Annotated in this window: 26 protein-coding genes; 8 read left to right on the top strand and 18 right to left on the bottom strand. The window is 65.7% G+C overall.

Annotated elements, in window-relative coordinates; all coding sequences use genetic code 11:
• Window positions 1-16 precede the first annotated feature (16 nt).
• Window positions 17-2,584, top strand: a complete 2,568-nt coding sequence (tmcA, locus tag MXF70_RS08870; RefSeq protein WP_310736343.1) for a tRNA(Met) cytidine acetyltransferase TmcA — start codon at window positions 17-19, stop codon at window positions 2,582-2,584.
• 133 nt (window positions 2,585-2,717) lie between these two features.
• On the opposite strand, the gene MXF70_RS08865 is transcribed toward tmcA, so the two are convergent.
• Complete coding sequence (locus tag MXF70_RS08865; protein ID WP_248515263.1) at window positions 2,718-3,608, bottom strand: dihydrodipicolinate synthase family protein; 891 nt, start codon at window positions 3,606-3,608, stop codon at window positions 2,718-2,720.
• Between the two features lie 434 nt (window positions 3,609-4,042).
• Between MXF70_RS08865 and rpl7ae the strand changes: the two genes are divergently transcribed.
• The 6 genes from rpl7ae (at window position 4,043) to MXF70_RS08835 (ending at window position 8,479) form a co-directional block, all read left to right on the top strand.
• Window positions 4,043-4,405 (top strand): 50S ribosomal protein L7Ae, encoded by a 363-nt coding sequence (gene rpl7ae / locus MXF70_RS08860; RefSeq protein ID WP_248515262.1) that lies wholly within the window; start codon window positions 4,043-4,045, stop codon window positions 4,403-4,405.
• A 6-nt stretch (window positions 4,406-4,411) separates the two neighbouring features.
• Window positions 4,412-4,636, top strand: coding sequence for a 30S ribosomal protein S28e (locus tag MXF70_RS08855; RefSeq protein WP_020445117.1), 225 nt, complete (start codon window positions 4,412-4,414; stop codon window positions 4,634-4,636).
• A gap of 2 nt (window positions 4,637-4,638) precedes the next feature.
• On the top strand, window positions 4,639-5,016 hold the full coding sequence (locus tag MXF70_RS08850) for a 50S ribosomal protein L24e (protein ID WP_248515261.1): 378 nt from the start codon (window positions 4,639-4,641) through the stop codon (window positions 5,014-5,016).
• Window positions 5,013-5,471: a nucleoside-diphosphate kinase gene (gene ndk, locus MXF70_RS08845; RefSeq protein ID WP_248515260.1), complete on the top strand. Its 459-nt coding sequence runs from the start codon at window positions 5,013-5,015 to the stop codon at window positions 5,469-5,471. The genes MXF70_RS08850 and ndk overlap by 4 nt, the downstream gene beginning before the upstream one ends.
• A gap of 96 nt (window positions 5,472-5,567) precedes the next feature.
• Window positions 5,568-8,132 (top strand): penicillin acylase family protein, encoded by a 2,565-nt coding sequence (locus MXF70_RS08840; protein ID WP_248515259.1) that lies wholly within the window; start codon window positions 5,568-5,570, stop codon window positions 8,130-8,132.
• On the top strand, window positions 8,129-8,479 hold the full coding sequence (locus MXF70_RS08835) for a hypothetical protein (RefSeq protein ID WP_248515258.1): 351 nt from the start codon (window positions 8,129-8,131) through the stop codon (window positions 8,477-8,479). Before MXF70_RS08840 ends, MXF70_RS08835 begins: the two co-directional genes overlap by 4 nt.
• 39 nt (window positions 8,480-8,518) lie before the next feature.
• On the opposite strand, the gene MXF70_RS08830 is transcribed toward MXF70_RS08835, so the two are convergent.
• The 16 genes from MXF70_RS08830 to MXF70_RS08755 all read right to left on the bottom strand — a co-directional run bounded on the left by MXF70_RS08830 (window position 8,519) and on the right by MXF70_RS08755 (window position 20,791).
• Window positions 8,519-9,601, bottom strand: a complete 1,083-nt coding sequence (locus MXF70_RS08830) for a methionine synthase (RefSeq protein ID WP_248515257.1) — start codon at window positions 9,599-9,601, stop codon at window positions 8,519-8,521.
• Entirely contained in the window at window positions 9,598-10,605 is a 1,008-nt protein-coding gene (locus MXF70_RS08825) for a 5-methyltetrahydropteroyltriglutamate--homocysteine methyltransferase (RefSeq protein WP_248515256.1), read from the bottom strand. The genes MXF70_RS08830 and MXF70_RS08825 overlap by 4 nt, the downstream gene beginning before the upstream one ends.
• A 223-nt stretch (window positions 10,606-10,828) precedes the next feature.
• Window positions 10,829-11,419, bottom strand: coding sequence for a HemK2/MTQ2 family protein methyltransferase (locus MXF70_RS08820; RefSeq protein ID WP_248515255.1), 591 nt, complete (start codon window positions 11,417-11,419; stop codon window positions 10,829-10,831).
• Complete coding sequence (locus MXF70_RS08815; protein WP_248515254.1) at window positions 11,416-12,768, bottom strand: mechanosensitive ion channel family protein; 1,353 nt, start codon at window positions 12,766-12,768, stop codon at window positions 11,416-11,418. Before MXF70_RS08815 ends, MXF70_RS08820 begins: the two co-directional genes overlap by 4 nt.
• 4 nt (window positions 12,769-12,772) lie before the next feature.
• The gene (gene rsmA, locus MXF70_RS08810; protein WP_248515253.1) at window positions 12,773-13,681 is read right to left on the bottom strand and encodes a 16S rRNA (adenine(1518)-N(6)/adenine(1519)-N(6))-dimethyltransferase RsmA; all 909 of its coding nucleotides are present in this window, start codon (window positions 13,679-13,681) and stop codon (window positions 12,773-12,775) included.
• Between the two features lie 103 nt (window positions 13,682-13,784).
• On the bottom strand, window positions 13,785-14,366 hold the full coding sequence (locus MXF70_RS08805; protein WP_248515252.1) for a DUF655 domain-containing protein: 582 nt from the start codon (window positions 14,364-14,366) through the stop codon (window positions 13,785-13,787).
• Window positions 14,367-14,495: 129 nt separating this feature from the next.
• On the bottom strand, window positions 14,496-14,852 hold the full coding sequence (locus MXF70_RS08800) for an RNA polymerase Rpb4 family protein (RefSeq protein WP_248515251.1): 357 nt from the start codon (window positions 14,850-14,852) through the stop codon (window positions 14,496-14,498).
• Window positions 14,849-15,139 (bottom strand): 50S ribosomal protein L21e, encoded by a 291-nt coding sequence (locus tag MXF70_RS08795; RefSeq protein ID WP_248515250.1) that lies wholly within the window; start codon window positions 15,137-15,139, stop codon window positions 14,849-14,851. The genes MXF70_RS08800 and MXF70_RS08795 overlap by 4 nt, the downstream gene beginning before the upstream one ends.
• 271 nt (window positions 15,140-15,410) lie before the next feature.
• A complete protein-coding gene (locus MXF70_RS08790) occupies window positions 15,411-15,677 on the bottom strand; it encodes a DUF7314 family protein (protein ID WP_248515249.1) in 267 nt (88 codons plus the stop codon).
• A gap of 4 nt (window positions 15,678-15,681) precedes the next feature.
• Window positions 15,682-16,041, bottom strand: a complete 360-nt coding sequence (locus tag MXF70_RS08785; protein ID WP_248515248.1) for a DUF7315 family membrane protein — start codon at window positions 16,039-16,041, stop codon at window positions 15,682-15,684.
• A 3-nt stretch (window positions 16,042-16,044) separates the two neighbouring features.
• Complete coding sequence (locus MXF70_RS08780; RefSeq protein ID WP_248515247.1) at window positions 16,045-16,959, bottom strand: cytochrome b family protein; 915 nt, start codon at window positions 16,957-16,959, stop codon at window positions 16,045-16,047.
• A gap of 7 nt (window positions 16,960-16,966) precedes the next feature.
• Complete coding sequence (locus MXF70_RS08775; RefSeq protein ID WP_248515246.1) at window positions 16,967-17,773, bottom strand: cytochrome b; 807 nt, start codon at window positions 17,771-17,773, stop codon at window positions 16,967-16,969.
• 1 nt (window position 17,774) lies between these two features.
• Window positions 17,775-18,626, bottom strand: coding sequence for a Rieske (2Fe-2S) protein (locus tag MXF70_RS08770; protein ID WP_248515245.1), 852 nt, complete (start codon window positions 18,624-18,626; stop codon window positions 17,775-17,777).
• A gap of 2 nt (window positions 18,627-18,628) precedes the next feature.
• Window positions 18,629-19,015 (bottom strand): DUF7318 family protein, encoded by a 387-nt coding sequence (locus MXF70_RS08765; protein ID WP_248515244.1) that lies wholly within the window; start codon window positions 19,013-19,015, stop codon window positions 18,629-18,631.
• A 1-nt stretch (window position 19,016) separates the two neighbouring features.
• On the bottom strand, window positions 19,017-19,718 hold the full coding sequence (locus MXF70_RS08760) for a plastocyanin/azurin family copper-binding protein (protein WP_248515243.1): 702 nt from the start codon (window positions 19,716-19,718) through the stop codon (window positions 19,017-19,019).
• Window positions 19,719-19,909: 191 nt separating this feature from the next.
• Entirely contained in the window at window positions 19,910-20,791 is an 882-nt protein-coding gene (locus MXF70_RS08755) for a DUF7319 domain-containing protein (protein ID WP_248515242.1), read from the bottom strand.
• A gap of 243 nt (window positions 20,792-21,034) precedes the next feature.
• On the opposite strand from MXF70_RS08755, the gene MXF70_RS08750 reads away from it, so the two are divergent.
• Window positions 21,035-21,523, top strand: coding sequence for a DUF7321 family protein (locus MXF70_RS08750; RefSeq protein ID WP_375140846.1), 489 nt, complete (start codon window positions 21,035-21,037; stop codon window positions 21,521-21,523).
• A gap of 39 nt (window positions 21,524-21,562) precedes the next feature.
• Here MXF70_RS08750 and nth read toward each other — a convergent pair whose 3' ends face one another.
• Entirely contained in the window at window positions 21,563-22,246 is a 684-nt protein-coding gene (nth, locus tag MXF70_RS08745) for an endonuclease III (RefSeq protein ID WP_248515240.1), read from the bottom strand.
• Between the last annotated feature and the right edge of the window lie 216 nt (window positions 22,247-22,462).

The raw sequence follows: 22,462 nt of genomic DNA, 5'->3' as shown, positions 1-22,462 counted from the left end.
GCGAGTGAGTGTGCCCATGGACCTCGCGGCACTCGCACGATCGCTCCGATCGGAAGCAGAACGCTCGGAGGAACGCCGCGGGATCGTTCTCGCCGGCGAGCGCGAGGCTGGCCTCGAAGCAGCCCGGCTCGTCCTCGGCGCGGCCGACATCGACTTCGGCGACGTGACCGTCGTCGGCCCGCCCAACCAGCTTCCAGCCGACACGATCGCGACCGACCGCGCAGAGACGCTGCTCGGGACGACCCGCGAGGCGGTCGTCTTCGATACGCACGACGCGCTCCGACCGAACGCCGTCGGGCAGGTCGTCGGTGCCGTCGACGGCGGTGGACTGTTCGTTTTCCTCGCGCCCCCGCTTTCGGAGTGGGCCGAGCACCGGGACGGCTTCGATCAACGCCTCGCCGTGCCGCCGTTCGACGCCGGCGACGTCGGCGGCCGATTCAAGCGCAGGTTCCTCGAGCGCCTCCAGGTACACCGCGGTATCGCGATCGTCGACGTCGACGGTGAGTGGGTCGAGGACGACGGTCTGACCGATCCCGCGCCCCGGCTCGAAGACGGACGGGACGGCGGCAAGCCGACTGGGACGTCGTTCCCGGCAGCCGCCTACGACCGCTGTCTTACGACCGACCAGGCCAAGGCGCTCGCAGCCTTCGAAGCGCTCGAAACCAGCCCGTCCGCCGTCGTGCTCGAAGCCGACCGGGGCCGGGGGAAGTCCAGCGCCGCAGGGCTCGCGGCGGGCGCCTTCGCTGCCGGCGGCGAGGACGTTCTCGTCACTGCACCGCAGTACGACGCGGCGCAGGCGATCTTCGAGCGCGCGAGCGAGCTGCTGGCGGATCTGGATCTCGAGGTAGCCACCGACGGCGATCCGCCGACGGAGCTGCGCGTCCCTTCGGCTGCCGAGGTATCCGGCGACGGACCGTCCGACGGCAACGGTGACGAGGAGGCACAAGAGGCCAGTGAACAGGCAGGAGGAGAGGCAGGCGGAGAGGACGGAGCGGAGACCGACAGAAACGCACCCGACGTCGCCGAAGGTGGCCGAATTCGGTTCCTCGATCCCGCCGACGCAGTGGCCGCCGTCGCCGACGGATCGACCGACGGCGACGACGATGTCCGGGGCACCGGCCCTGACGTGGTGATCGTCGACGAAGCCGCCGCACTTCCCGTGACGCGACTGGAAGCGCTGCTCGCCGCGGACCGGATCGCGTTCGCGACGACGATCCACGGCTACGAGGGCGCTGGACGTGGGTTCTCCGTTCGCTTCCGCGATCGGCTGGCGGAGGGACGCCACGAGGTCACCGAATGCCGCCTCGACGAACCGATCCGATACGCCGCCGGCGATCCCATCGAAGCCTGGGCCTTCGACGCACTGTTGCTCGACGCGCGGCCGGCCGTCGAGCAGGTCGTCGAGGACGCAACCCCCGGAAGCGTCGAGTACCGTCGGCTGCCGCCGGACGACCTCCTCGCCGACGAGCACCTCCTTCGGGAGGCGTTCGGCCTGCTCGTGCTCGCGCACTACCGCACCGAGCCCGACGACCTCGCGCGGGTGCTCGACGCGCCGAACGTCGCTGTGCGTGCGCTGGTCGAGGACGGCCACGTCGCCGCGGTCGCGCTGCTGGCGCGCGAGGGCGGTCTCGGCCCGGAGCGACGCGCCGGGATGTACGACGGCGAACGGATCCGCGGCCACATGCTTCCGGACGTATTCACGAGCCAGCTTCGCGACGAGCGCGCGGCGGTGCCCGTCGGCGCCCGCGTGCTACGCATCGCGACGCACCCGGCTGCGCGGCGGCGCGGGCTCGGCTCTCGCCTGCTGGCCCGGCTCCGCACCGAAGCGACCGACGGCTTGCCGGAGTGGACCGACGCACCGACGCCGCCGGAATCCGAGCGGGAGGGGAGCGGTCTCGACTGGCTCGGCGTCGGCTACGGTGCGACCCCTGGACTCCTGCGGTTCTGGGCGAGCTGTGGCTACCGGACCGTCCACCTCGCGACGACGCGTAACGATCGCAGCGGCGAGTACTCCGCGCTGATGGTCGATCCGATCTCCGAGGTCGGCCAGGAGCTCCACGATCGTACCGCGCGGCGGTTCGGCCGCCGAATCGGCGACGTGCTCGGCGACGCGCTCGAGGACGCCGATCCGGACGTGGTGCGGGCCGCGCTCCGCACGACCGACGCGACCGCGGCACCACCGCTCAATCTGACCGACTGGGAGTGGCGCGTCGTCACCGGCGCGTCCTACGGCCCGGGGCTCGCCGACGTCGCTCCCGGCCCCTTCCGCTCGCTGGCAGTGCGCCACCTGATCGATCCGCTCGATCCGGAGGCGCTCGACGCCGATGCCCAGCGACTGCTCGTCCGGAAGGCGCTGCAGACCTGGAACTGGGACGCCGTCGCCGAGGACCTCGGCTACCACTCGACGGGAATGGCCATGCGAGAGTACGGCGATGCGTTCGAGCCGCTCGTCTCCCTCTACGGGACGGACGTTGCGCTCACTGAACGGGCGCGGTATCTCGACGAGGACGAGACCCCGGCGCTGGAGGGCGAGACGCTCCCGGGCGGCCAGTCGGGTGGCGACGCTGGAACCGACCAGTCCTGACGGCGAACTGTCGGGGTAGGTGGTTCGAGGAGAGGGTTCGGGGAGAATGTGGTTCGCGGAAAGGGGAGAAGGTGTTTCGCAAGGACGTGGTTCGTTCGAGGCCGTCGATTGGAGGAGCCCCGGCACCCACTGCTCAGATCGCGTCGAGTGCTTCCTCGATTGCGGCGCCAACGACGTCGTACTCGTCGTCGGGAACGGCGGTCAGCGGCGGGCGAACCGCGGCGCTGTCGATGACGCCGCGATGGACGAGCCCCGCTTTGGAGACGCTCGCGAACCCGTGATCGTCGCACGCGTCGAACAGTGGCGTGATCGCGTCGCTCGCCCGACGAGCGGTCTCGCTCTGTGGCTCCGCGAGGATCGTCTCGAAGACCTCCGGGACGACGTTCGCGAGCGCGTTCACGCCACCGTCGAGGCCAGTCCGGAGACCCGGCAGAAGCAGGGTGTCGTACCCCTGCAGGACGAGAACGTCCTCGGGCGTCTCGCGGACGAGGTCGAGCGTGTAATCGAGGTCGCCACTGGAGTCCTTGATCGCCAGCACGTCGTCGCGGCCGGCGAGGCTGGCGACCGTCGTGACGTCGATGGAGCTCCCGACGTAGACCGGAATGTTGTAGAGCAGTAGCGGAAGCGGCGATCGGTCCGCGACGGCCGCGAAGAACGCCTCGACGCCAGCCGGATCTTTTGACGTGTGGAAGTACGGCGGGGTCGAGACGACGGCGTCCGCGCCAGCGTCGGCGGCTGCCTCTGCCTTCGCCACGGCGTCGTCGATCGCCGGCGCTGAAACACCAGCCACGACCGGAGCGTCGTCGCTCGCGTCGACGACCGTCTCGATCACGGCGGTCTGCTCTTCCGCAGTCAGGCTCGCGAACTCGCCGGTCGTGCCACAGGGGAAGAGCCCGTCGACGCCACCGGATTCGACGTGGTCGACCACGGCCGCGAGCGCGTCGTGATCCACAGCGCCGTTTTCGTCGAAGGGCGTCACGAGCGGTGGCGTCTCGCCAGCAAGCGCGGTCTGGAGTGTCGTCATGGCGCTCCGTCCGGCCGCCGGGCCGATAGCATTTGCCGTCCCGGCAGCGGTGATGGGGGAGATCAAAGGATCGTGTATCCCCACGCGCTGCTCCCCAGTATTCGGAGTCCCGCAAAACCCCTCTCCTCACACTCTCTATCCCGCTCTCCTTCCCGCTCGAAACGACGTCGCACCACCGCAATCGCCACGGTCGAATGAGCCACCCACCGACAAAGCACGGTATCCCTGCACATAGCGCGTGTGGAGCGCTGTCACGCCGGCCTGTCTTTGAACACGCTTTTAATGGACCCCTCCGATAGAATGGAGTACAGCCTGCACCGGGTTGATGAAGCTCCTAGCCACACAGGACTACGCCCGCTGACGGCGGGCCCGGAACGCCGAAGAGGCGTCCGGGACGGCAGGGGAGCCCGAGCCCGAGTGCAGGAGGTGATCCAATGCCAGTATACGTCAATTTCGACGTTCCAGCCGATCTTCAGGACGATGCCCTCGAGGCACTGGAGGTCGCCCGGGACACAGGTCAGGTGAAGAAGGGAACGAACGAGGCGACAAAGTCCATCGAGCGAGGTAACGCCGATCTCGTCGTCATCGCGGAGGACGTGCAGCCCGAGGAGATCGTCATGCATCTCCCCGAGCTCGCCGACGAGAAGGGCGTCCCGTTCGTCTTCGTCGACGAGCAGGACCAGGTCGGCCACGCCGCCGGCCTCGAGGTCGGCTCCGCGGCCGCGGCCGTCGTCGACGCCGGCGACGCCGAAGAGGACGTCGAGGACATCGCCGACAAGGTCGAGGAACTCCGGTAATCGCCCATGAGCGCCGAAGAGTCCGAGGCCGGTTCCACGCCGGCTGAAGTCATCGAGGTGGTCGGCAAGACCGGCATGCACGGCGAAGCCATGCAGGTCAAATGCCGCATCCGCGAGGGCGACAATCAGGGACGCATCATCACGCGCAACGTCCTGGGCCCCGTCCGAGAGGGCGACGTGCTCCAGCTGCGCGAGACGGCCCGCGAGGCCGACTCCATCGGAGGTCAGTAACGATGCCCCAGACCCGAGACTGCGACTACTGCGGCGACGAGATTCCCCCGGGCACGGGCACCATGTTCGTGCGTACCGACGGGGCCACGATCCACTACTGCTCTTCGAAGTGCGAGAAGAACGCCGATCTCGGGCGCGAGCCCAGAGATCTGGAGTGGATCCAGGACGAGGAGGCCGAGGAGCTCCGCCGCGCCGAGGAAGGCGAAACGGAGGCCGAGGAGTCTGCGGCCGACGAGGAATCCGAGGAGCCAGCAGCCGACGAGGCGGACGCTGCTGACGAGGAGGGCGACTCCGAGGAGGCAGACGATTCCGAGGAAGATGCGGACGACGCCGAGGATGACGCGTCCGCTGACGAGGAAGCGGAGGACGACGAGGAATGAGCGAGCGCACCTTCGTGATGGTCAAGCCCGACGGCGTCCAGCGCGGGCTGATCGGCGAGATCGTCTCGCGACTCGAAGAACGCGGGCTCAAGCTCGTCGCGGGCAAGTTCATGCAGATCGACCGTGATCTCGCCGAGGACCACTACGGCGAGCACGAGGACAAGCCCTTCTTCGACGACCTCGTCGGGTTCATCACCTCCGGACCAGTCTTCGCGATGGTCTGGGAGGGACAGGACGCGACGCGACAGGTCCGTCGGATGATGGGCGCGACCGATCCCGCGGACGCACAGCCCGGTACGATCCGGGGCGACTACGGGCTCGACCTCGGTCGGAACGTGATCCACGGCTCCGACCACGAGGACGAGGGCGCGAACGAGCGCGAAATCGACCTGTTCTTCGACGAGGTCGAACTGGTCGACTACGAGCGCATCGACGAGACCTGGCTGTACGAGTAGCCAGTCACTCGATTCTTCGCGGTTTCTTTCGATTCGATAGCGGCGAGGCCGTCCGGCCAGCCCCAGCTATAAACAGCCGGGCGACTATCCTGCAGTGTGGTAGCCGATCGCACACGCAGAGCCGTCCTCGGTGCCGCACTCGGTGGCGGCCTCGCCGCGACCGCAGTCCCGACGATCCGCCAGTACCTCCGCCAGTTCGCGCCGCTCTCCGGTGGCGTCTGGGAGGCGGCACAGCGGGACATCGGCGGCGACTTCTCGAGTCCGTACGGTGACGCGACGATCAGAAAAGACGAGTTCGGCGTTCCCCACGTCGAAGCCGAGAACGAACAGGCCCTCGCGTACGCGACCGGCTACGTGCACGGCGCCGACCGGCTGTTTCAGATGGATCTCGTGCGCCGGCAGATGCGCGGGACGCTCTCGGCGGTCGCGGGCTCCGCGACGGTCGAGACCGACGAGTTCCACCGGCGCATGGATTTCACGGCCGCCGCGAAAGCGACCGTCGAGCGACTCCGCGGTACCGAGACGGAGCCGATCGTCGAAGCATACGTCGAGGGCGTCAACCTCGCGCGGCGACGCGAGGGGCTTCCAATCGAGTTCGAACTCCTCGAGTACGAGCCCGATCCGTGGACCGCCACGGACGTCATGCTCGTCGAGAAGCAGATCGCGTGGGCGCTCACCGGGAACTTCCGGCCGCTCGAACGCTCTGTCGTCGCCGACGAGTTCGGCGAGGATACCGTCGAACGACTGTATCCCGACCGGATGGATCACGACTCCCCGATCCTCCGCGATCGCGAGCTGGCATCGGGATCACGGGAGCTTCCTGGCGGAATGGCCGGAAATAGCAGTAGAAGTAGCAGCAGTAGCAGTAGGAACCTCGGCAGCGTCGGTTTTGCCAATCACCCCGCATCGGACCAGACGGTAAATCGATCCGATTCCCAGGGGAGCCACGAACTGTCCGAGCCGACGGAGAGCGGCTCCGGCGACCACCGCGTCGGCGCCGAGCTGGCCGCGTGGTGTTCGCAGTTCACGTCACCGGACGGCGTCGGCTCGAACTCCTGGCTCGTCTCGGGAGCCCACACCGCCCACGGCGAGCCGATCGTCTGCAACGATCCCCACCTGACGCTGATGGCGCCGCCGGTCTGGTACGAGCAACACGTCGAGTGTCCAGTCTACGAAGCCCGAGGAGTCGCATTCCCGGGCGCTCCATTCGTCGTCATCGGCGAAAACGGAGCCGGCGCGTGGGGGTTCACAAACGTCGGCGCGGACGTCTGCGATCACTACAGCTACGAGACCGACGGCGAGGGTCGCTACCGGTACGGTGAGGAGTGGCGCGAGTTCGAGACGGAGACGGTGACCATCGCAGTAGACGGCGGCAGCAACCGGACGATCGAGCGCCGCAAGACCGTCCACGGCCCCGTCGTCGAGGAGGCCGATCAGGAAGTCGCCGTGGCCTGGACCGGGCTCGCTGGAACGGAGACGTTCGCCGCCGTTCGCGATCTCGGCCACAGCGAAGGCATCGACGACGTTGTCTCCGCGCTTCGGCGGTTCGACGCACCCACGCAGAACGTCGTCTACGCAGATCGGGACGGGAACACACTCTACTGGACGACGGGACGAATCCCGATTCGGCGGAACGACGGGGCGAACGGTGGCAGTGGAGACGGTGAGGCGGTTCGCGGAGACAGAATCTTCGACGGATCGGCACGAGAGGGCGAATGGTCGGGGTTCGAGCCCTACGGGACGCCGTCCTGGGAGGGGTTCGTGCAATTCGAGGACAAACCCGGGCTCGTCAATCCCGACTACGTCGCTACCGCAAACCAGCGCGTGATGGACGATCCTGGCTTCTACCTCGGCGACGGCTACGCAGCCCCGTTCCGCGGCGCGCGGGCCTACGAACGCCTCGACGAGGCAGTCGCCGGCGCAGAGGGTGGTGGAGCGACGATCGACATGGAGACGATGGCCGACGTTCAGCAGGACGTGTTCGATCGGCGCGCGGAACTGCTCGTCTCCGATCTCCTCGACGTTCGGTCGCAACTCGAGGGCGACGCCGACGCGCTCGCGGAGACCCTCGACGCGTGGGACGGCCGGATGGAGACCGACGCCCGCGGTGCACTCCTCTTCGACCAGCTCCTCGACGCATTCCGCGAGATCGTCTTCGAAGACCCCTACGACGCTGCCGGGCTCGAAGACAGCCCGCTCCCGAACGACTGGATCCTGCTGACGCTGTCCGCCGACGATCCGTGGTTCGATCGATCGGACGTTCCCGCACGCGAGGACGCACTGATCCAGGCGGCCGAGCGCGTGGCGACCGACGTCGACGAGGACGGCCTCGACGACTACGGCGACGTCAACAAACTCGGCATCGACCACCCACTCGGCGTGGGGTTCCTTGGCTACGACGCTGCGAGGGCGGACGGCTCCGCTGCGACGCTGAAGAACGTTCGCGTGGACAGCGACGTCGGCAGCAGCTGGCGAATGATCGCGCCACCGAACGGCGACTCCACGGCGATCCTGCCGGGCGGCAACAGCGGCGATTACTTCTCCGACCATTACGACGACCAGCTCTCGATGTGGCTCGACGGCGAGTACAAGTCGATGGCCGCCGTCCACGGCGGGTCGACGTTCGCGACGTTTGCCGGTGAGGGAGGTGGGGACGCGTGAGCACCACCGACGACCTGCAGACGGCGCTCGATCGCATCCGGGCCGACCAGCAGGGCCGCTGGATCGCCACTATCGTCGGGATCGGCATCGGCATCCTGGCTGCCACGATCGATCCGGTCGGGATCGTCCTCGGGGCGATGCTGGTCGCACTGCCCGCACGAGATCCCTACCGCGGTGTGTTCCGCGGGCTCGGCTTCGGGCTGCTCGTGGTCGGGCTCCTGGCCGTCCAGTTGCTGCTGGCGGGGACGCTCGGACCCGCCGTTGGGCTGGGACTCCCCTTCTATCTCGCAGTCGGGATCGGCGTCGGATTCGGGGTGCTTGGCGGGCTGGTCAGGGGAATCGTCTGACCACCGCGACGGCACTGCGAAAATGGAACCGCGATTCGATCAGTCGTCCGCGCTCGGTGCCGCCCCTCGAACCTCGATCTCGCCAGCGTCGAGTTCGGCCTCGACTTCGCGGGCGGCCTGGACCATGTTTGCCATCTTCTGGTAGGCGGCCTCGCGGGGAAGGAGCTTGACGCCGCAGTCCGGTGAGACGACGAGCTGCTCGGGGGGCACGACCTCGAGCCCCTTCTTGATGTTTGCCTTGATCTCCTCGACGGACTCCACTTCTGCGACGTGTGCGTCGAGGACGCCCATCGCGAGGTCGGCCGTGAACTCGTGTTCCGTGAACACGTCGAGCTGTTCGTAGTCGCCGTTGGCGAGTTCGAGGTCGAACTCGTCGACGGGGAACTCGAGGATCTCGGGGTAGATCCGGGAGTAGTCGCCGTAGCAAACGTGGAGCCCGATGCGGACGTCCTCGGGGAGGTCGGCGACGACGCGCTCGAGGGCCTCGCCGACGATTGCGTGGTCGTCCTCGTGCTGGGCGAGTGCGGGCTCGTCGATCTGGATGTACCGGCAGCCGGCGTCGACGAGCTTCTCGACCTCTTCGTTGACGAGGTCGGCGAGATCGTTGGCCAGGTCGGCGGTCGTCTCGTAGTGCTCGTTGAACACCCAGCGCGCGAGCGTGTAGGGACCCGTGATCGGGACCTTGACGGGGCGATCGGCCACGTCAGCGGTGAACTCGTACTCCTCGACGAGCCACTGCTCGCCGTACTCGACCTCAGAGACGACGGAGGGCTTGTCGAAGTAGTTGTGGCCCCAGACCTTCACGGGCCCGTTGAACTCGTAGCCCTCGATGCGCTCGGCGAAGTACTCGACCATCTCGGTGCGGCGCATCTCGCCGTCGACGACGACGTCGAGACCCGCTCGTTCGTGCTCCTTCGTGATGAGGCGGGAGGCGTCGTCCTCCGCTTCCGCAAGGGTCTCCTCGTCGACGGTCTCGAGTTCGACCTGATCGACGTCCTCCTGGTGGTGACAGCGCTCGCGAACCCGGTTCAGCCACTTGGGCTTCGGGTACGAGCCGACGACCGTCGTGAGCAGGAACTGGTCGTTCGGGTGGTCCTCGGGTCGGAACTGCTCTTTCGTCATGCTTCCACCTCCGTCGTCGCGGCAGCGGTAGCGAGCGCCTCGAGCTTCTCGCCGAAGCGGTTCGTCGGGAGGAAGAACAGGTCGGTGTTCGCGGTCGCGTAGATCCGAACGTAGTCGGCGGCTGGCGTCTGCTCCTGGAACCACTCGACGCGCTCGCGGATCGTCTCCGGAGACTCGACGAGCGTGTTGCGGCCGTCGACGAGCCCGAGCAGGACGTCGTCGGTCGCACCGTACTCCTGGGCGTTGTAGACGTTCGCGTCGTGGTCGGAGACGAGATCGAAGCCGACGGCGTCGATGTCGGCGTCGAGGAGGTGCGCGTAGACGCGCTCCTCGAGTGCGCCGTAGACCGGCTGGACGGCGACCTCGGCGTCGGTCGCGGTCGCGACGGCGTCGATCGCTTCGCTGGCTCGCTCGTCGAGCCCATCACCGGGAGCGGCCTGCACCAGCGACGGCTCGAGGAGCGTCAGCTGTTCCACGTCCGGGAACTGTGCGACTTCCTCTGCGAGGAACTCGCCGACGGCATCGACGAACGCGGCCGTCTCGCCGTACTGCTCGTCCGTCGCGAGATCCGCGAGCGTGTATGGACCAGGGAGGACCGCTGCGAGGCCAGCGTCGTGATCACACGTGACCTCGGCGGCCGCTTCGAGTTCGGCAGCGACGTCGCCGCTTGCCTGGAGTTCGTCGGTGACGACCGGCTCTCGGTAGAAGTTGTTGTTGTCGTAGTAGCGGACGATTCCGCGGGTATCAACGGCGTCAGCGACGGCGAGTGGGTGGGCGAGCATGTCGTCCCAGCGAAGCTGTCCCTCGACGACGAGGTCGAGGCCGGCGTCGATCTGCTGGGAGAGGACCTCTTCGCGCGCCTGCTCGTAGACTGCGGTGATCTCGGCGCCTTCCGAGCCGTCGATCAGATCGTGCTTCTGATGGCCCTTTAACCCCTCCAGATCCCGCTTCGCCCAGTCGGGCAGCGGGAACAGTCCCGGCGTCGTGGAGACGAGTTCCGTCATGGTAGTAGGTCGTAGGTAATGACGGGCTTTAATATTTGCTCTTCCATTTTATACACCTCAGTTATTCAACCGCAGCCCACCGTCCGAAATGGGGCGAGGGCCATGCGGAGAGTTCTCTCGAACGGACCGGTAGTGCCAGAGTACCGAGAATACAAGATTATCGAGGGTATCGAGGGTATCAAGAGCACCGAGAGCACCGAGATAGTCGGGCCGAGACCGGCACTCACCGGAGCAGCTTCAACACGGTCAGCGTCTCGAAGGGGAAGGAGTGTTCGGCGACCGCCGCTGCTGAAAAGCCGGCCTCGGCGGCCAGTTCGACGACCGACTCGACGCCGGTCAGCGAGGAGACGAGCACGAGGACGCATCCATCCGGTCGAAGCACACGACCGACGTCTGCGAGCAACGGCCGCACGACCTTCAGCCCGGACCCCCCACCGGAAAGTGCGACCTCCATCCAGTCGGAGCGTTCCTCGTCTGGATCCGTCGGCAGGTACGGCGGGTTGCAGACGACCACGTCGACAGTATCCGCTGCGAACGCGTCGAGGAGATTCGCTCTGAGGACCTCGAGACCGCGCTCGCGAGCCTGCCTGCACGCGATCGGGTTGAGATCCGTGCCAATGACGGTGGCGCCCGTCTCGTTCGCGAGATGAGCGCCGACGTAGCCGGAACCAGTGCCGACGTCGAGGACACGATCGGTACCGTCGACGTGGTCGGTCGCTGCGGTCGCGAGCAGCCGTGAGTCCTCCGCTGGCTGGTAGACCGACTCCGTCTGCCCACGTCGCTCCGCGAGATTCGGATCGGACACGTCGGTCACCCTCGGTCGTTCGACGCGGAGGACTCGTCGTCGGCCGCCACCGTGTCGTCCTCCTCGGCGGCGTCCTCCGCTGGCCACTCCTCTTCGTCGTCCGTGCCGTCGCTCGATTCGCTCCCGGTACCGTCAGTTCCCTCGCCGTCCGTGCCAGTAGCGTCACGATCGCTGGTCGACGTTGCGTCGTCAGATTCCTCGTCCGATCCGTTCGATCCCTGCCCGTCACGTTCGGACTCCGATCGGCGTTCGGTGTCGTCGGCCGGACCAGCCGCCGCAGGCTCCCCCATCACGCGGAACCCACCTTGCTCCTCGCGACCCGTAAGCTCCCGCTGCGGGAACGGGATCTTGACGCCCTCCTCTGCGAACCGATTCTTGACGTTTCGGATCATTCGCGTTCGCGCACGCCAACGGCGACGAGAGCTAGGGTGTTCGATCCAACCGCGAACGCCCAGCGTGACCGACGAGTCGTCGAACTCCTTGACGACGGTTTCGGCGCGTGGCACGGACATGATCATGTCGATCTCGGAGACGGCTTCGGTGGCGATCTCGCGAGCGTGCTCGACGTCGGCCTCGTAGTCCACGCCGACTTCGACCTCCATGCGAAGCCGCCCTTTACGGGAGCGGTTCTTGACCATCCGGTTTCCGATCACGTCGTTTGGCACCATCACGAACTCGCCGTCGAACGCCTGAATCCGCGTGTTCATCAGCGTGATGTCAGTGACGATGCCCTCGGCCTCCTCGGCACCCTCGCCGACGCCGATCCAATCGCCGACCTCGAACGGACGCGAGAACATGAGCACGAATCCCGAAAGCGCCGCACCCAGCGTCTGGCGTGCAGCGAAGCCGACGACGATCCCCAGGAATCCTGCCCCGATCAGCAGGCCACCGAGATTGATCTCCCAGACGCCGAGGATGAAAATGATGCCGACCGTCCAGAGCACGATCTGGGTGAGGCGATAGCTGATCTCCCGCTCGTGCTCGCTCATCGCGTCGCTCTCCTGGGTGACGTCGTCGAGCAAGCGACGAGCGACGCTCGTAAACACCTGTATGGCGACGAGCACGACGATCGTGACTGCGATCAGGGGCGCCCGTTCTTCGAACTCGAGGTGCCCGAACTGTTCGACCACCGACTCCGTCTGGCCCCAGAGATCGATGATGGCAAAGAGCGCGCCAACGACGATCGCGATCGAGATGGCCGAGCCGATGAGATCCACCGCGAGCGGCGCGATCTTGTCGGCGAGCCGCTGGCGAAGCCGCTGTACGAAGTAGGCGCCAGCCATCGCAGCGAGGGCGATCACGACCGAGACGGCGACCTGTGCCTCGACGCTCGAGACGGACTCTCCCAGACTGAACATCACCTCAGGCCACCCCGTCCGTCGACGCGAGTACGGAGAGTGCTGCGAACGTCGATGGGGGCACCGTTCCCGGGCGTGCACTCATCAGGTCGTCGTCGGCCGCCTCGACCACGGCATCGGGATCGTCGAGCCCGGAGATGTGCGCAGTATTGCGAATCGCGTTTCGCATCGTCTTCCGTCGCTGGGTGAAGACCGCCTTGACGAAATCCAGAAAGAACTGGTCGTCGTCGACCTCGTACTCCGGCGATCGCGGTGTCGAACGGACGATCGCGCTGTCGACGGCCGGCGGCGGCGAAAACGCTTCCGGCGGCACCGGTTCGACGAGTTCGACGTCGGCGTAGTGGCCCGCACTCACCGTCAGCCGTCCGTACTCCGAGGACCCCGGCTCGGCGACCAGACGGTCCGCGAACTCACGCTGGACGGTGAACACGAGTGGCTTCCCCGTCGGGAGCAGCCGGAATATGAACTCACTCGACGCGCCGTAGGGCAGGTTCGAGATCGAGGCGTCGAACGCAGGATAGCTCTCCGTCAGCGCGTCCCCCTCGATCAAGTCGAGGCGACCGGCTGCGATCGCATCGGCGAACTCCTCGCGCAGGAAGGCCGCGAGCGTCGAATCGCGCTCGATAGCCGTCACGCGATCGAACTGCTCGAGCAGTCTGTCGGTGAGCGCACCAGTCCCAGCCCCGATCTCGAGAACGTGCTCGACGCCGTCATCGCGGTCGGGCGCCGAGTCCGCCGCCTGAAGTCGCCCGTCGGACTCGTCATCGACGTCGGTAGCGTCATCGAGATCGACAGCAGGAGCGAGATATCCGGGCAACCGATCCAGCACCCTGTCGTCGACCAGGAAATGCTGGTCGCGATCGGGGTTCCCCGACACCCCGGCGCGAGCAAGCAGCCCGTCTGGATCCCTCATTATCCCGGGGTTGGCAGTCGCCCGACGTTAAAGCTCCGGCACAGTACGATCGTCGACGGACGGAGCGTCAGCCGAGTACCGGAGACGAGCAACGACCAGGCAGTCACTCCTCGTCCCGACGTGCGAACAGACGGTACTTGAGATCCTCACCGGTGATCTCCTCGAAGATCCGCTCGCGGATGACGTCCTCCGGATCGTGGAGGCCGTCGACGCGTTCGCCTACGTCTTCGAAGTCCTCGAAGGGACCCCGCTTGCGTTCGTCGAGGATCGAGTCCCGAAGCTTGTCGCCGATACCGGGCAGGAGATTGAGCTGGTGGAGGCGAAGCGTCACCGGGCCAGCGTCGTCGTAGACGGCGACGAACCGGTCCTCCTCGTCCTCGAGCAGCTCGTCGATCACGTAATCGAGCTCCGAACGAGCGCCACTCGAGAGATCGTCGTACTCGATCTCGCGGACGTGGTCGACCGCATCCCACGCAGAGGAGGGCTCGACGGCCACCTCGTCGCCGATCGAGGCGTCGCCGTCATCTGCGAGTGCGAACTCGTAGAGCCGGAAGTCACGCGTGTCGACGCCGTAGCCAACTGCAGAACGGCGATACTGCGGTCGGTCGTCGTCGCTTCGACCGTGGGGGAGATAATCGAGTACGACCGCGCGACGGATCTCCTCGTCGCTCTCGGTGTCGCTCATAATAGGTTCCGTACGGCGAGTAACCACTTAAAGAATCGGCTGGAGATCGGGGACGTCGACGCGAGTAGCGTCCGCGAAAACGAATCGAGGACTCAAAAAGCGAATCGGGAGCTCGGCACGGCCCCCGACTTACGCGTACTTCGCGACGACCTGGAGAATCTCGTCGAGTTCGTCGCCCTCGAGCGTGTATCGCTCCTGAGCGAACACGGAGCGGAGCTCGTCGCGGTTCTGTGGCAGGAGATCCGCGATCTTGTAGGCCGTCTTCTCGTCGACTTTCTCCAGGTCCTGTAGCTCTTCGACGAGTTCGACGGACTCCTCGGCGTCGAGCACGGCGAAGCGGTTGACGTGCTCGACGGCGCGGGCGAGCTCGTAGCGCATCTCGCGATCCTCGTCGACGGCGCGGCCCTCCTCGATGCCCTCGAGCAGTTCCTTCGCCTCGGAGATCGTCAGATACTCCTCGTCGATCGTCTCCTTGAAAATCGTCATTCCTGTGCCGTCAAGTGCGCGGCCGTTGCGATGATCGTCTTCTCTTTGCCACCGTCGTCGATGCGGACCTTGAACGCGGAGCCCTGCTCGCCGACGACGACGCCAGTGTGGCCGTTGAAGCGCGGGTGGAAGCGGCCGTCGGAGACGCTGGGGTCGAGTCGGAGGTGAACGGACTGCCCCTCGTCGAACTCGGCGATGGCCCGCTGTGGCGGGGAGGTTCCCCGCTGTCGTGGGTCGTTCGAGAGCTTCTCGCGGGTTCCCCGGCGAGGTCCATGAGAGTCGGGCATAGTCGTGGGCAACGGTATCCCGGCCGCGGGTATAAAACGTGCGTTCTCGTCTCGAGAGAGGGTCGCTGAGAGGGCGTCGAGGGACGGGCACCATCGAGCAGCGATCATCGACTAGCAAGGAGTGGCTATCCGCGCCCCTGGGCGAGACGTTCCGGGGATAGAGGGAAAGAAAACGAGACGGGGAATGTTGAGGGAAGAATCGGTAAAGTGTGAGCCGCGACCGCAGTCGATCCATAGCGAACGTACAGCGTCGAAGACCGCGGAGAGAAGATTACTGACCGCGCGCCTGGTAGCCAGCGTAGAGCTGGCGGCCGAGCGGGATGAGCACCCAGAACGTGAGCGGGCCCAGAATCATGAACCAGAACATCGCGTCCATGATGAGGTACGCCATCTGCTCGTAGATGTTCGACGCCGGTGACACCTCGGCGGTCAGCTGCTTCCCCCCGAAGCTGGGGGTCCGGTACCACCCGGCCAGGATCATCCAGATGAGGCCTGCACCGGAGAGAATTCCGAAGCCCTTGACGAATTCGTCGGCCATCGATTTACTGTTCGTCGTCCGCATCTTTAGGGTTTCCCATTCCTTCAGCACGGAACCGCGCGGCGAACGCGTAGATGGCCGCACCCAGAACGATCGCGCCGACGCCGACTATCGCGACTGGGAGGTTCACGTCCTCCGCAGGCGCGCTTGCACGGGCCGTTGCACTGTCCAGTGCGATCATCCCACCCACGACGAGCGCGATCGAGAGCAGCGTCGAGAACACGGTGACGGTCTTGTAGAGATCCATCGGCACGATGACCTCTGGACGGCCGCCGTCGGCGTCGGCTACTTCTGTATCACTGCTCGGTGAATCAGCGTCCACAGAATCATCGATCTCTTGCGACCCGTCGAAACTATCGGACATCCGCTATCGCGGCGGTCGAAGTCGGTAGTACCGTCGGTTGAGGTCGTACATGTACCCTTCCCGCATCGACTTCAGGACCGCGTAGGCGATGGTCGCCCCGATGAACGGCAGGACAAAGCTCAGCCAGAGCTGCATGTGACTGGTCCAGATGGGGATTCGGGCCGCCATCAGGTTCTTGATCGCCAGCAGGCTCAGCGTGAAGGAGAGGATAACTCCGAACACGCCGACCGCCGACCAGAACGGCTGCTCGACGGGCCGTCGCGCGCTCCCCTTGTTCAGGAACGGCACGAGGAACAGCATCACGATGATCGGACCGTGCAGGAGCACTGCGAAAGTCCGGTCTGTCGCGATGGTCTGTCCGCCCAGAACAGCGAGCTCGAGGTTGAGCGCCTGGGTCTTGAGGATCCCGAACGACCAGTAGAGATACCAGTCGGGCAGGATGACCGCAGGCGTCGACGTCGGGTTCGCCGGCGCCTCGAGTGGCGGCGGCATCGTCGCCGAGACGAACAGAATGACGCCCACGAAGAAGCTCGTGATCGAGAGGTTCCGAATCATCTCGTGGGGCCACGCCGGGAATCCGAGAACGTCTCGCTCGACGTAGTCGGAGTCGTCGCGCAGCACCTGATCCTCCCGCCGGGACCGCTCGAAATACTCGTAGGTCAGCCGCGAGAGGCCGTCAGTGCGCTCCTTGCGCTCCCGGAACGACGGCGAGTCGTCGTCCGCGGGCGTGATCGCACCACCGTCAGTGCGAAGCTCTGACGAGGGGCCCCTCTCGTCGCTCGGCTCCCCACCGTCAGTGCGAAGCTCTGACGAGGATCGGCTCGTTTCACTCGCCTCACCACCGTCCGTGCGAAGCTCCGCCTCCTCGGCCGTCTCGGCAGCCGTTCGATCGTCGTTGGTGTTTGTGTTCTCGTTCATTGGTCGATCAGTGTGGTTCTGCGATGCCCTGCATCCAGACGATACCTACGTGGATCGCGATGAGCGACGTTACCACGAACGGCAGGACGAACACGTGGAGGATGTACATCCGCATCAGCGTTGGCGCGCCCGGAGAGAACCCACCGAACAGCAGCTGGGCAGCCCACTCGCCGATCAGGGGCACAGACAGCGCCATCTCCAGACCGATCTGTGCGGCCCAGAACGCGAGCTGATTCCACGGGAGCACGTAGCCCGAGTACCCAAACAGGAGCGTCAGGAGGATGAGCACGACGCCCAGAATCCAGTTCAGCTCCCGGGGCTCCTTGTACGCGCCCGTGAAGTAGACGCGGATCATGTGCAGGAAGACCGCGGCGACCATGAACTGAGCCGCCCACCGGTGGATCGACCGGAGCATGAACCCGAAGTTCAGATCGGTCTGGATGAACACGATCTGGTTGTAGGCGATCGTCGCGTCGGCGCCGGCCGCGGAAGTCGCAGATGGCGAGTAGTAGAAGCCGAGCAACGCCCCCGATATCGCCAGTAACACGTACGCGATTATCGAGAGCGATCCCAGCGAGTAGAGCGGGTACCAGTACCAGAACTTGTTGTCGAGGTTATACTGCTCGGTGTGGCTCTTGGGCATCTGGAGGTTCGTCTTGTAGTATGCGTCCTCCAGTAGCTCCAGATAGTCGACGAGGCGGAGTCGCTTGTCGAGCCACATCAGCGTGAGGAGGTAGCCTCGCTCCACGCGAGAGAGCTCCTTGTCCTCGAGCCAGTCGCCGCGGTCGAACTCTTCTGTGCGTTCCAGACTCATATTAATCAGACCGCGGTAGTGCGATGAAGTCCTGTTCGATGATCGTGAACGGGTCGTACACCGACTGATGGCACTGGCAGTAGATCGAGTCGCCGGCACCGTACGCCATGGCGTCGGTCTGCCCCGGATCCTTGTATCCCGGCACGCAGCAGAAGTGCGTACACTGGTTGTGGATGGCGATGAACCCGTCGACGGTGCTCGCCTCGAGCCACTCGTCGTCTTTTGCGGCCTCCTCGATCAGCGGGCTGCGGATCAGCTGAACGGGGATGCGGTCACGGGGCTCGAGTTCGGTCGAGCGCCAGGTGACCTTCGCGGGCTTGCCGATCCCACTTTCGCCGATGACGTTCCCCCAGCCATCGTAGTCCGAGAAGTGTTCGGCACGTACCGGGTCGCCAGCTTCGACCTGGTTGGACTGCCAGTCGTATGCCGGGTTCGCAGTGTACCGGATCGTGTTGTCGAGGTCGGCGTCGGGCTCGATTGCCGGATTGTTCTGCGAACCGCAGTACTGGTACCAGGTCGTCGAGTAGAGCTTTCCGCCGAGTTCCATCTCGGCGATGGGGACCGTCTGACCGCCGACCTGCTGCATCTCGACCTCCGGCCAGATGCCCTTGAGATTCCCTTCGTCGTCGTATTCGAGTGGGATCTGTGGCATCCCGCGTGGCGCGGGGCCGCCGGTCTTTTCGATGCCCATGTAATCGGTCGGGCCACCACCGGCGCCCGGCGGTGCTGTCAGACTGTCGATCATCGATGCAGCGGGAGCGACGACACCCGTTAGCGCCCCTGCGCCGACGACGCCCTTCACGAAGCGCCTGCGATCCGTGTCTTCCGGATATTGGTCGTATGGGTCGTCCATTGTTACTTTTTGTAGTAGGGGTAGATCGCGCGCTTGAGATTCTCACCGAGGTCGCCGCCGAGCTGTTCGCCGTCGGCGCCGTCCTCACTCACGTAGAGGTCCTCCCACTTCCGGCGGCGCTTCTTCACGATCATCACGTCCGGGAGGAACTCCTTCCGGTAGATGGCGAGGATCACGCCGAGGTTGATGAAGAGGAGGCCGAGCAGCAGGCCCAGGTAGACGTTCCCGGACTCGCGGACGCCCCAGCTCTCGAAGAGGCCGTACGTGAACAGCCCGACGAACACGACTTCCAGCACCGTGAGGAGGACGATCGCCACCGCGGCCCCGGCACTCTCGTCTGCGGGTTCGTAGCGGTGAATGTCGCCGTAGTTGCTTCCTTTCGTTGCCATGTTAGTCCTTCTTGTTGGGTGCTGCAGTGTGTGCGGACTCGCCGTACTTCAGGAGATAGAACGTGAACACCAGCGTCATGAAGATCCCCATGAACGCGAGCGCGCCGACGAAATGCTTCTGCACGGGGATACCCATGTGGGCAGGGTCCGGAGGCTCGTAGCCACCGCCTCCACCACCGCCGCCACCCTCGGCGACCTCGATGGTTCCGGCCATTCCCGGCGCGTGAGGCTCACAGAGATACTCGTAGGTGCCGATGGTCTCGAACGTGTGTTCGTACGTCGTCCCAGTTCCGGAGACGTCCGGGTAGCCCTCCCAGTTCGCGCCCTCGGGCTGGCTCTGCGGTACGACGTTGTGTCCGTCGGTTTCCCAAGTGAAGGTGACGGTAGTTCCCGGCGCGATTGTCACGTTCGAGGGAGAGAAGGTGAACATGTCGCCCTCGGGGCCCACGATGATCTCCTGGGTCCCGCCGCCTGATCCGCCACCGGCATCGGACTGGTTGCCACCACCATCGCTCTGATTACCGTCTGTGGTCGTTCCGTTGCCGCCAGTGGACGAATCGTTTCCACCGGGCCCCGTCGTGTTGCCATCGTCCTGTATGGCACCCACTCCGCCCTCGGCCGCGGCCGCTGACGCCGTGGCGCTCGTCGCCGCCGCGGCCCCCGCGGCCCCGCCGGCTGTTCGGAGGAAGTCCCGCCGTTTCATACAACCTGACGCTCGGGATTGGCCCCGCTTAAACCCACCGATGCGGTCGGATCCGCGGCGTCCGGTTTACCCCCTGGAGCGTGCCAGATTCCCCCTGTATGGCGGGAGTCGGCTGCTGCTTCCAGACGGCGGGTCCCGACGTCGCGTTGGTGTTCGATTTCCGGGCTGCTGTAAAGTAGTTCGTCGCGGGGTCAGGCGTCGCCACGATCGTCCTCGGAGAGTTCACGCGTCCCGGACTCCGTCGGGAGGAACGCCGGTCGTTCACCGTCGTCGAGTCCCATGTTTCGCAGTCGCTCGCGGTACTCCTCTGCGCGGAAGGTATCGGAGAGTCGGGCGTTGGCGACGGTCGCAAACAGCGTGAGACCGACGCCGACGAACACGATGCCGACGACGATCATCACCGCGAGCGACCCGCCACCCGCACTGGCGATCCCCCCGGCGCTGGGAGCACCGTACGACGCCGCGAACGAATAGAGCGCCGCGAGCACGAGAAAGATCCCAGCCAGAGATAGTACGCCCGCGACGACCTGCATCATCATGTTCCCCAGCTCGTCGCTGGTCTCGGGGACCTCCTCGGGGTGGGGCAACAGGAAGTCGGCGTCGGGGGCGTCGGGCACGTCGTAGCTCTCCATCGAGCAAAGCGCCACGACCGGTTTCGTATCCCGGAGCACGGTGCCGAAGCCCTCGACGGAGCCGTCGGGCTCGACCAGCGCGTACCCGGAGTCGGTGTACGCGATCAGACAGGGCTGGCCCTCGTGCGTGGCCCGCTCGACGACCGCGAAGACGTCCCGCGTCGCCACGCGGTGTTGGAGATCGGCCTCGACGCGATCGAGCAGCGCCTCGCCGGTAATCCAGCTGTCGGCGTCGAAAGCCGCGTCCCACTCCTCGGGCTCCATCTGGGCCATGTCGGCGGGCCCGAAGTCGTCGAAATCGTACTCCTCCTCGACGCGCCGGCGCAACGTCTCCAGCTCCTCGGAGTCCGACACCTCGTCAGCTCCGTTGGCACCTTCGCCCCGTGATTCTGCGGCATCCGCGTCGGCGGGGGTCGAGGGCGGGTCCGGCGCGTCGCTCATTGCCGCACCGTTCGTTCGGCGATGCCGTTAGGGTGACGATTCGGCGCCAGCCCACGTCCGACGCTTCCGTTGCAGCGTCCGGCGGCGTTCCCAGTCCTCGGGGCGTGTCTGTTCCCTTTTTACGCCGGAGGTGCCAATCCCCGGTCGATGGCGCTGGGTTTCGCGGCGAGTGCAGTCGATCCCGTGCAGCTGGAGGTCCCGTTCTGGCTCCTCCAGTCGGGCTTCGGTGGCCTCTTCGACAGCGTGCCACGCAGGACCGAGATCGCAACCCTCGTGGCGCTACTCGTCACCGCGAGTCTACCCTTCTACCTCTATGGCGCGTGGATCGTGATCGACGCGGAGGTCGTCACCTGGTCGGTGCTCATGCACCACCTCCGGTATATCGCCGTCGGGCTGTTGCTCACCACCACACCGGTCGTCACCTGGATGGTCCCCAGACTCCTCGAGGGGTTCACCGGGACGACGGCAGTCCACGTGTTCTTTGGATTACAGTCCTATGCCTTCCTACTCTTTGCGCTCACAGGGATCTTCCACATCTTTCGCGCCAAGCGCGCACACTCGCTGTACGAGGATCCCGATCAGGACGTGGACATCGGCGAACTACACGAGAACATGGGCGCGTGGCGTTTCCGGCTCCGCGTCGGCGTCTTCGGCTACCTGCTCACCTGGATCGTCGCCTGGGTGCTCGGCCTCCTGTTGCTCCTCTTGCGGTGGGAAGTGCTCCTGTTCTGAGATCGGTTCGTCCACCGAGTCTGGAGCGCAAAGAGTTGTTCACCAGGGCTCGCCACTCGCGAGGTCGACGTCACTCTCTGCCTTCGCCGAGGGACAGACATCCGCAAGCACGCAGTCGCTGCAGGTGGGATTTTGCGCCGTGCAGACCGCTCGCCCGTGGTCGATCAGCAGATGCGTGAACTGCACCCACCGATCCTCCGGAACGACCGGCATCAGATCCTCCTCGATCGCCGGCGGCCGGGACTCCTCTGTCAGGCCGAGTCGCTGAGAGATCCGCTGGACGTGCGTGTCGACGACGATGCCCTCGACGACGTCGTGGCCGTGCTGGAGCACCACGTTCGCGGTCTTGCGGCCGACGCCCGGCAGCTCCGTCAGCTCGTCCATCGTGTCCGGCACCTCGCCGTCGTGCTCCTCGACGATGATCTGGCAGGCCTCGCGGATGTAGGAGGTCTTGTTGTTGTAGAAGTTGATCGAGTTCAGATCCTCTGCGAGCTCCTCCTGGGATACCTCGGCGTACTCCTCGGCGCCGTCGTACTTTGCAAAGAGGTGCTCCGTTTCCGTGTTGACCCGCTCGTCAGTGCACTGCGCGGAGAGGATCACCGCGATCAGTAGTTCGAGACGGTTCGAGAAATGTAGCGAGATCGTGCTGTCGGGGTACTCGTCTTCCAGACGGTCGACGACCTCGCGCGCCTGCTCGGATCGCGGTTCCAGTGGCTCGCCCATGGAGTGGTGCTTTCGCGGGACCCGCTTCAGCCTCTCGATTGCGGCTAGGGAGTGTTGGAGGAGGAATGATATAGGATACGGCGACAGCAACCGCCTACGGAAGCCCCCTCCCGCTCGCCGATCCTAACTCGCTGCGCGCTTCACTCACTGCGTTCGTTGCAGTGCTTGCTTCGTTACGATCGGCGACCGGTCGGCCCCTTCCGAAGCCCCACCCGG

Origin of the sequence: Salinarchaeum laminariae, assembly GCF_023204835.1 — an archaeon.
Lineage (GTDB): Archaea > Halobacteriota > Halobacteria > Halobacteriales > Salinarchaeaceae > Salinarchaeum > Salinarchaeum laminariae.
Note: the sequence above shows the minus strand (reverse complement) of the source record. Positions and strands in the feature narration are given on the sequence as shown.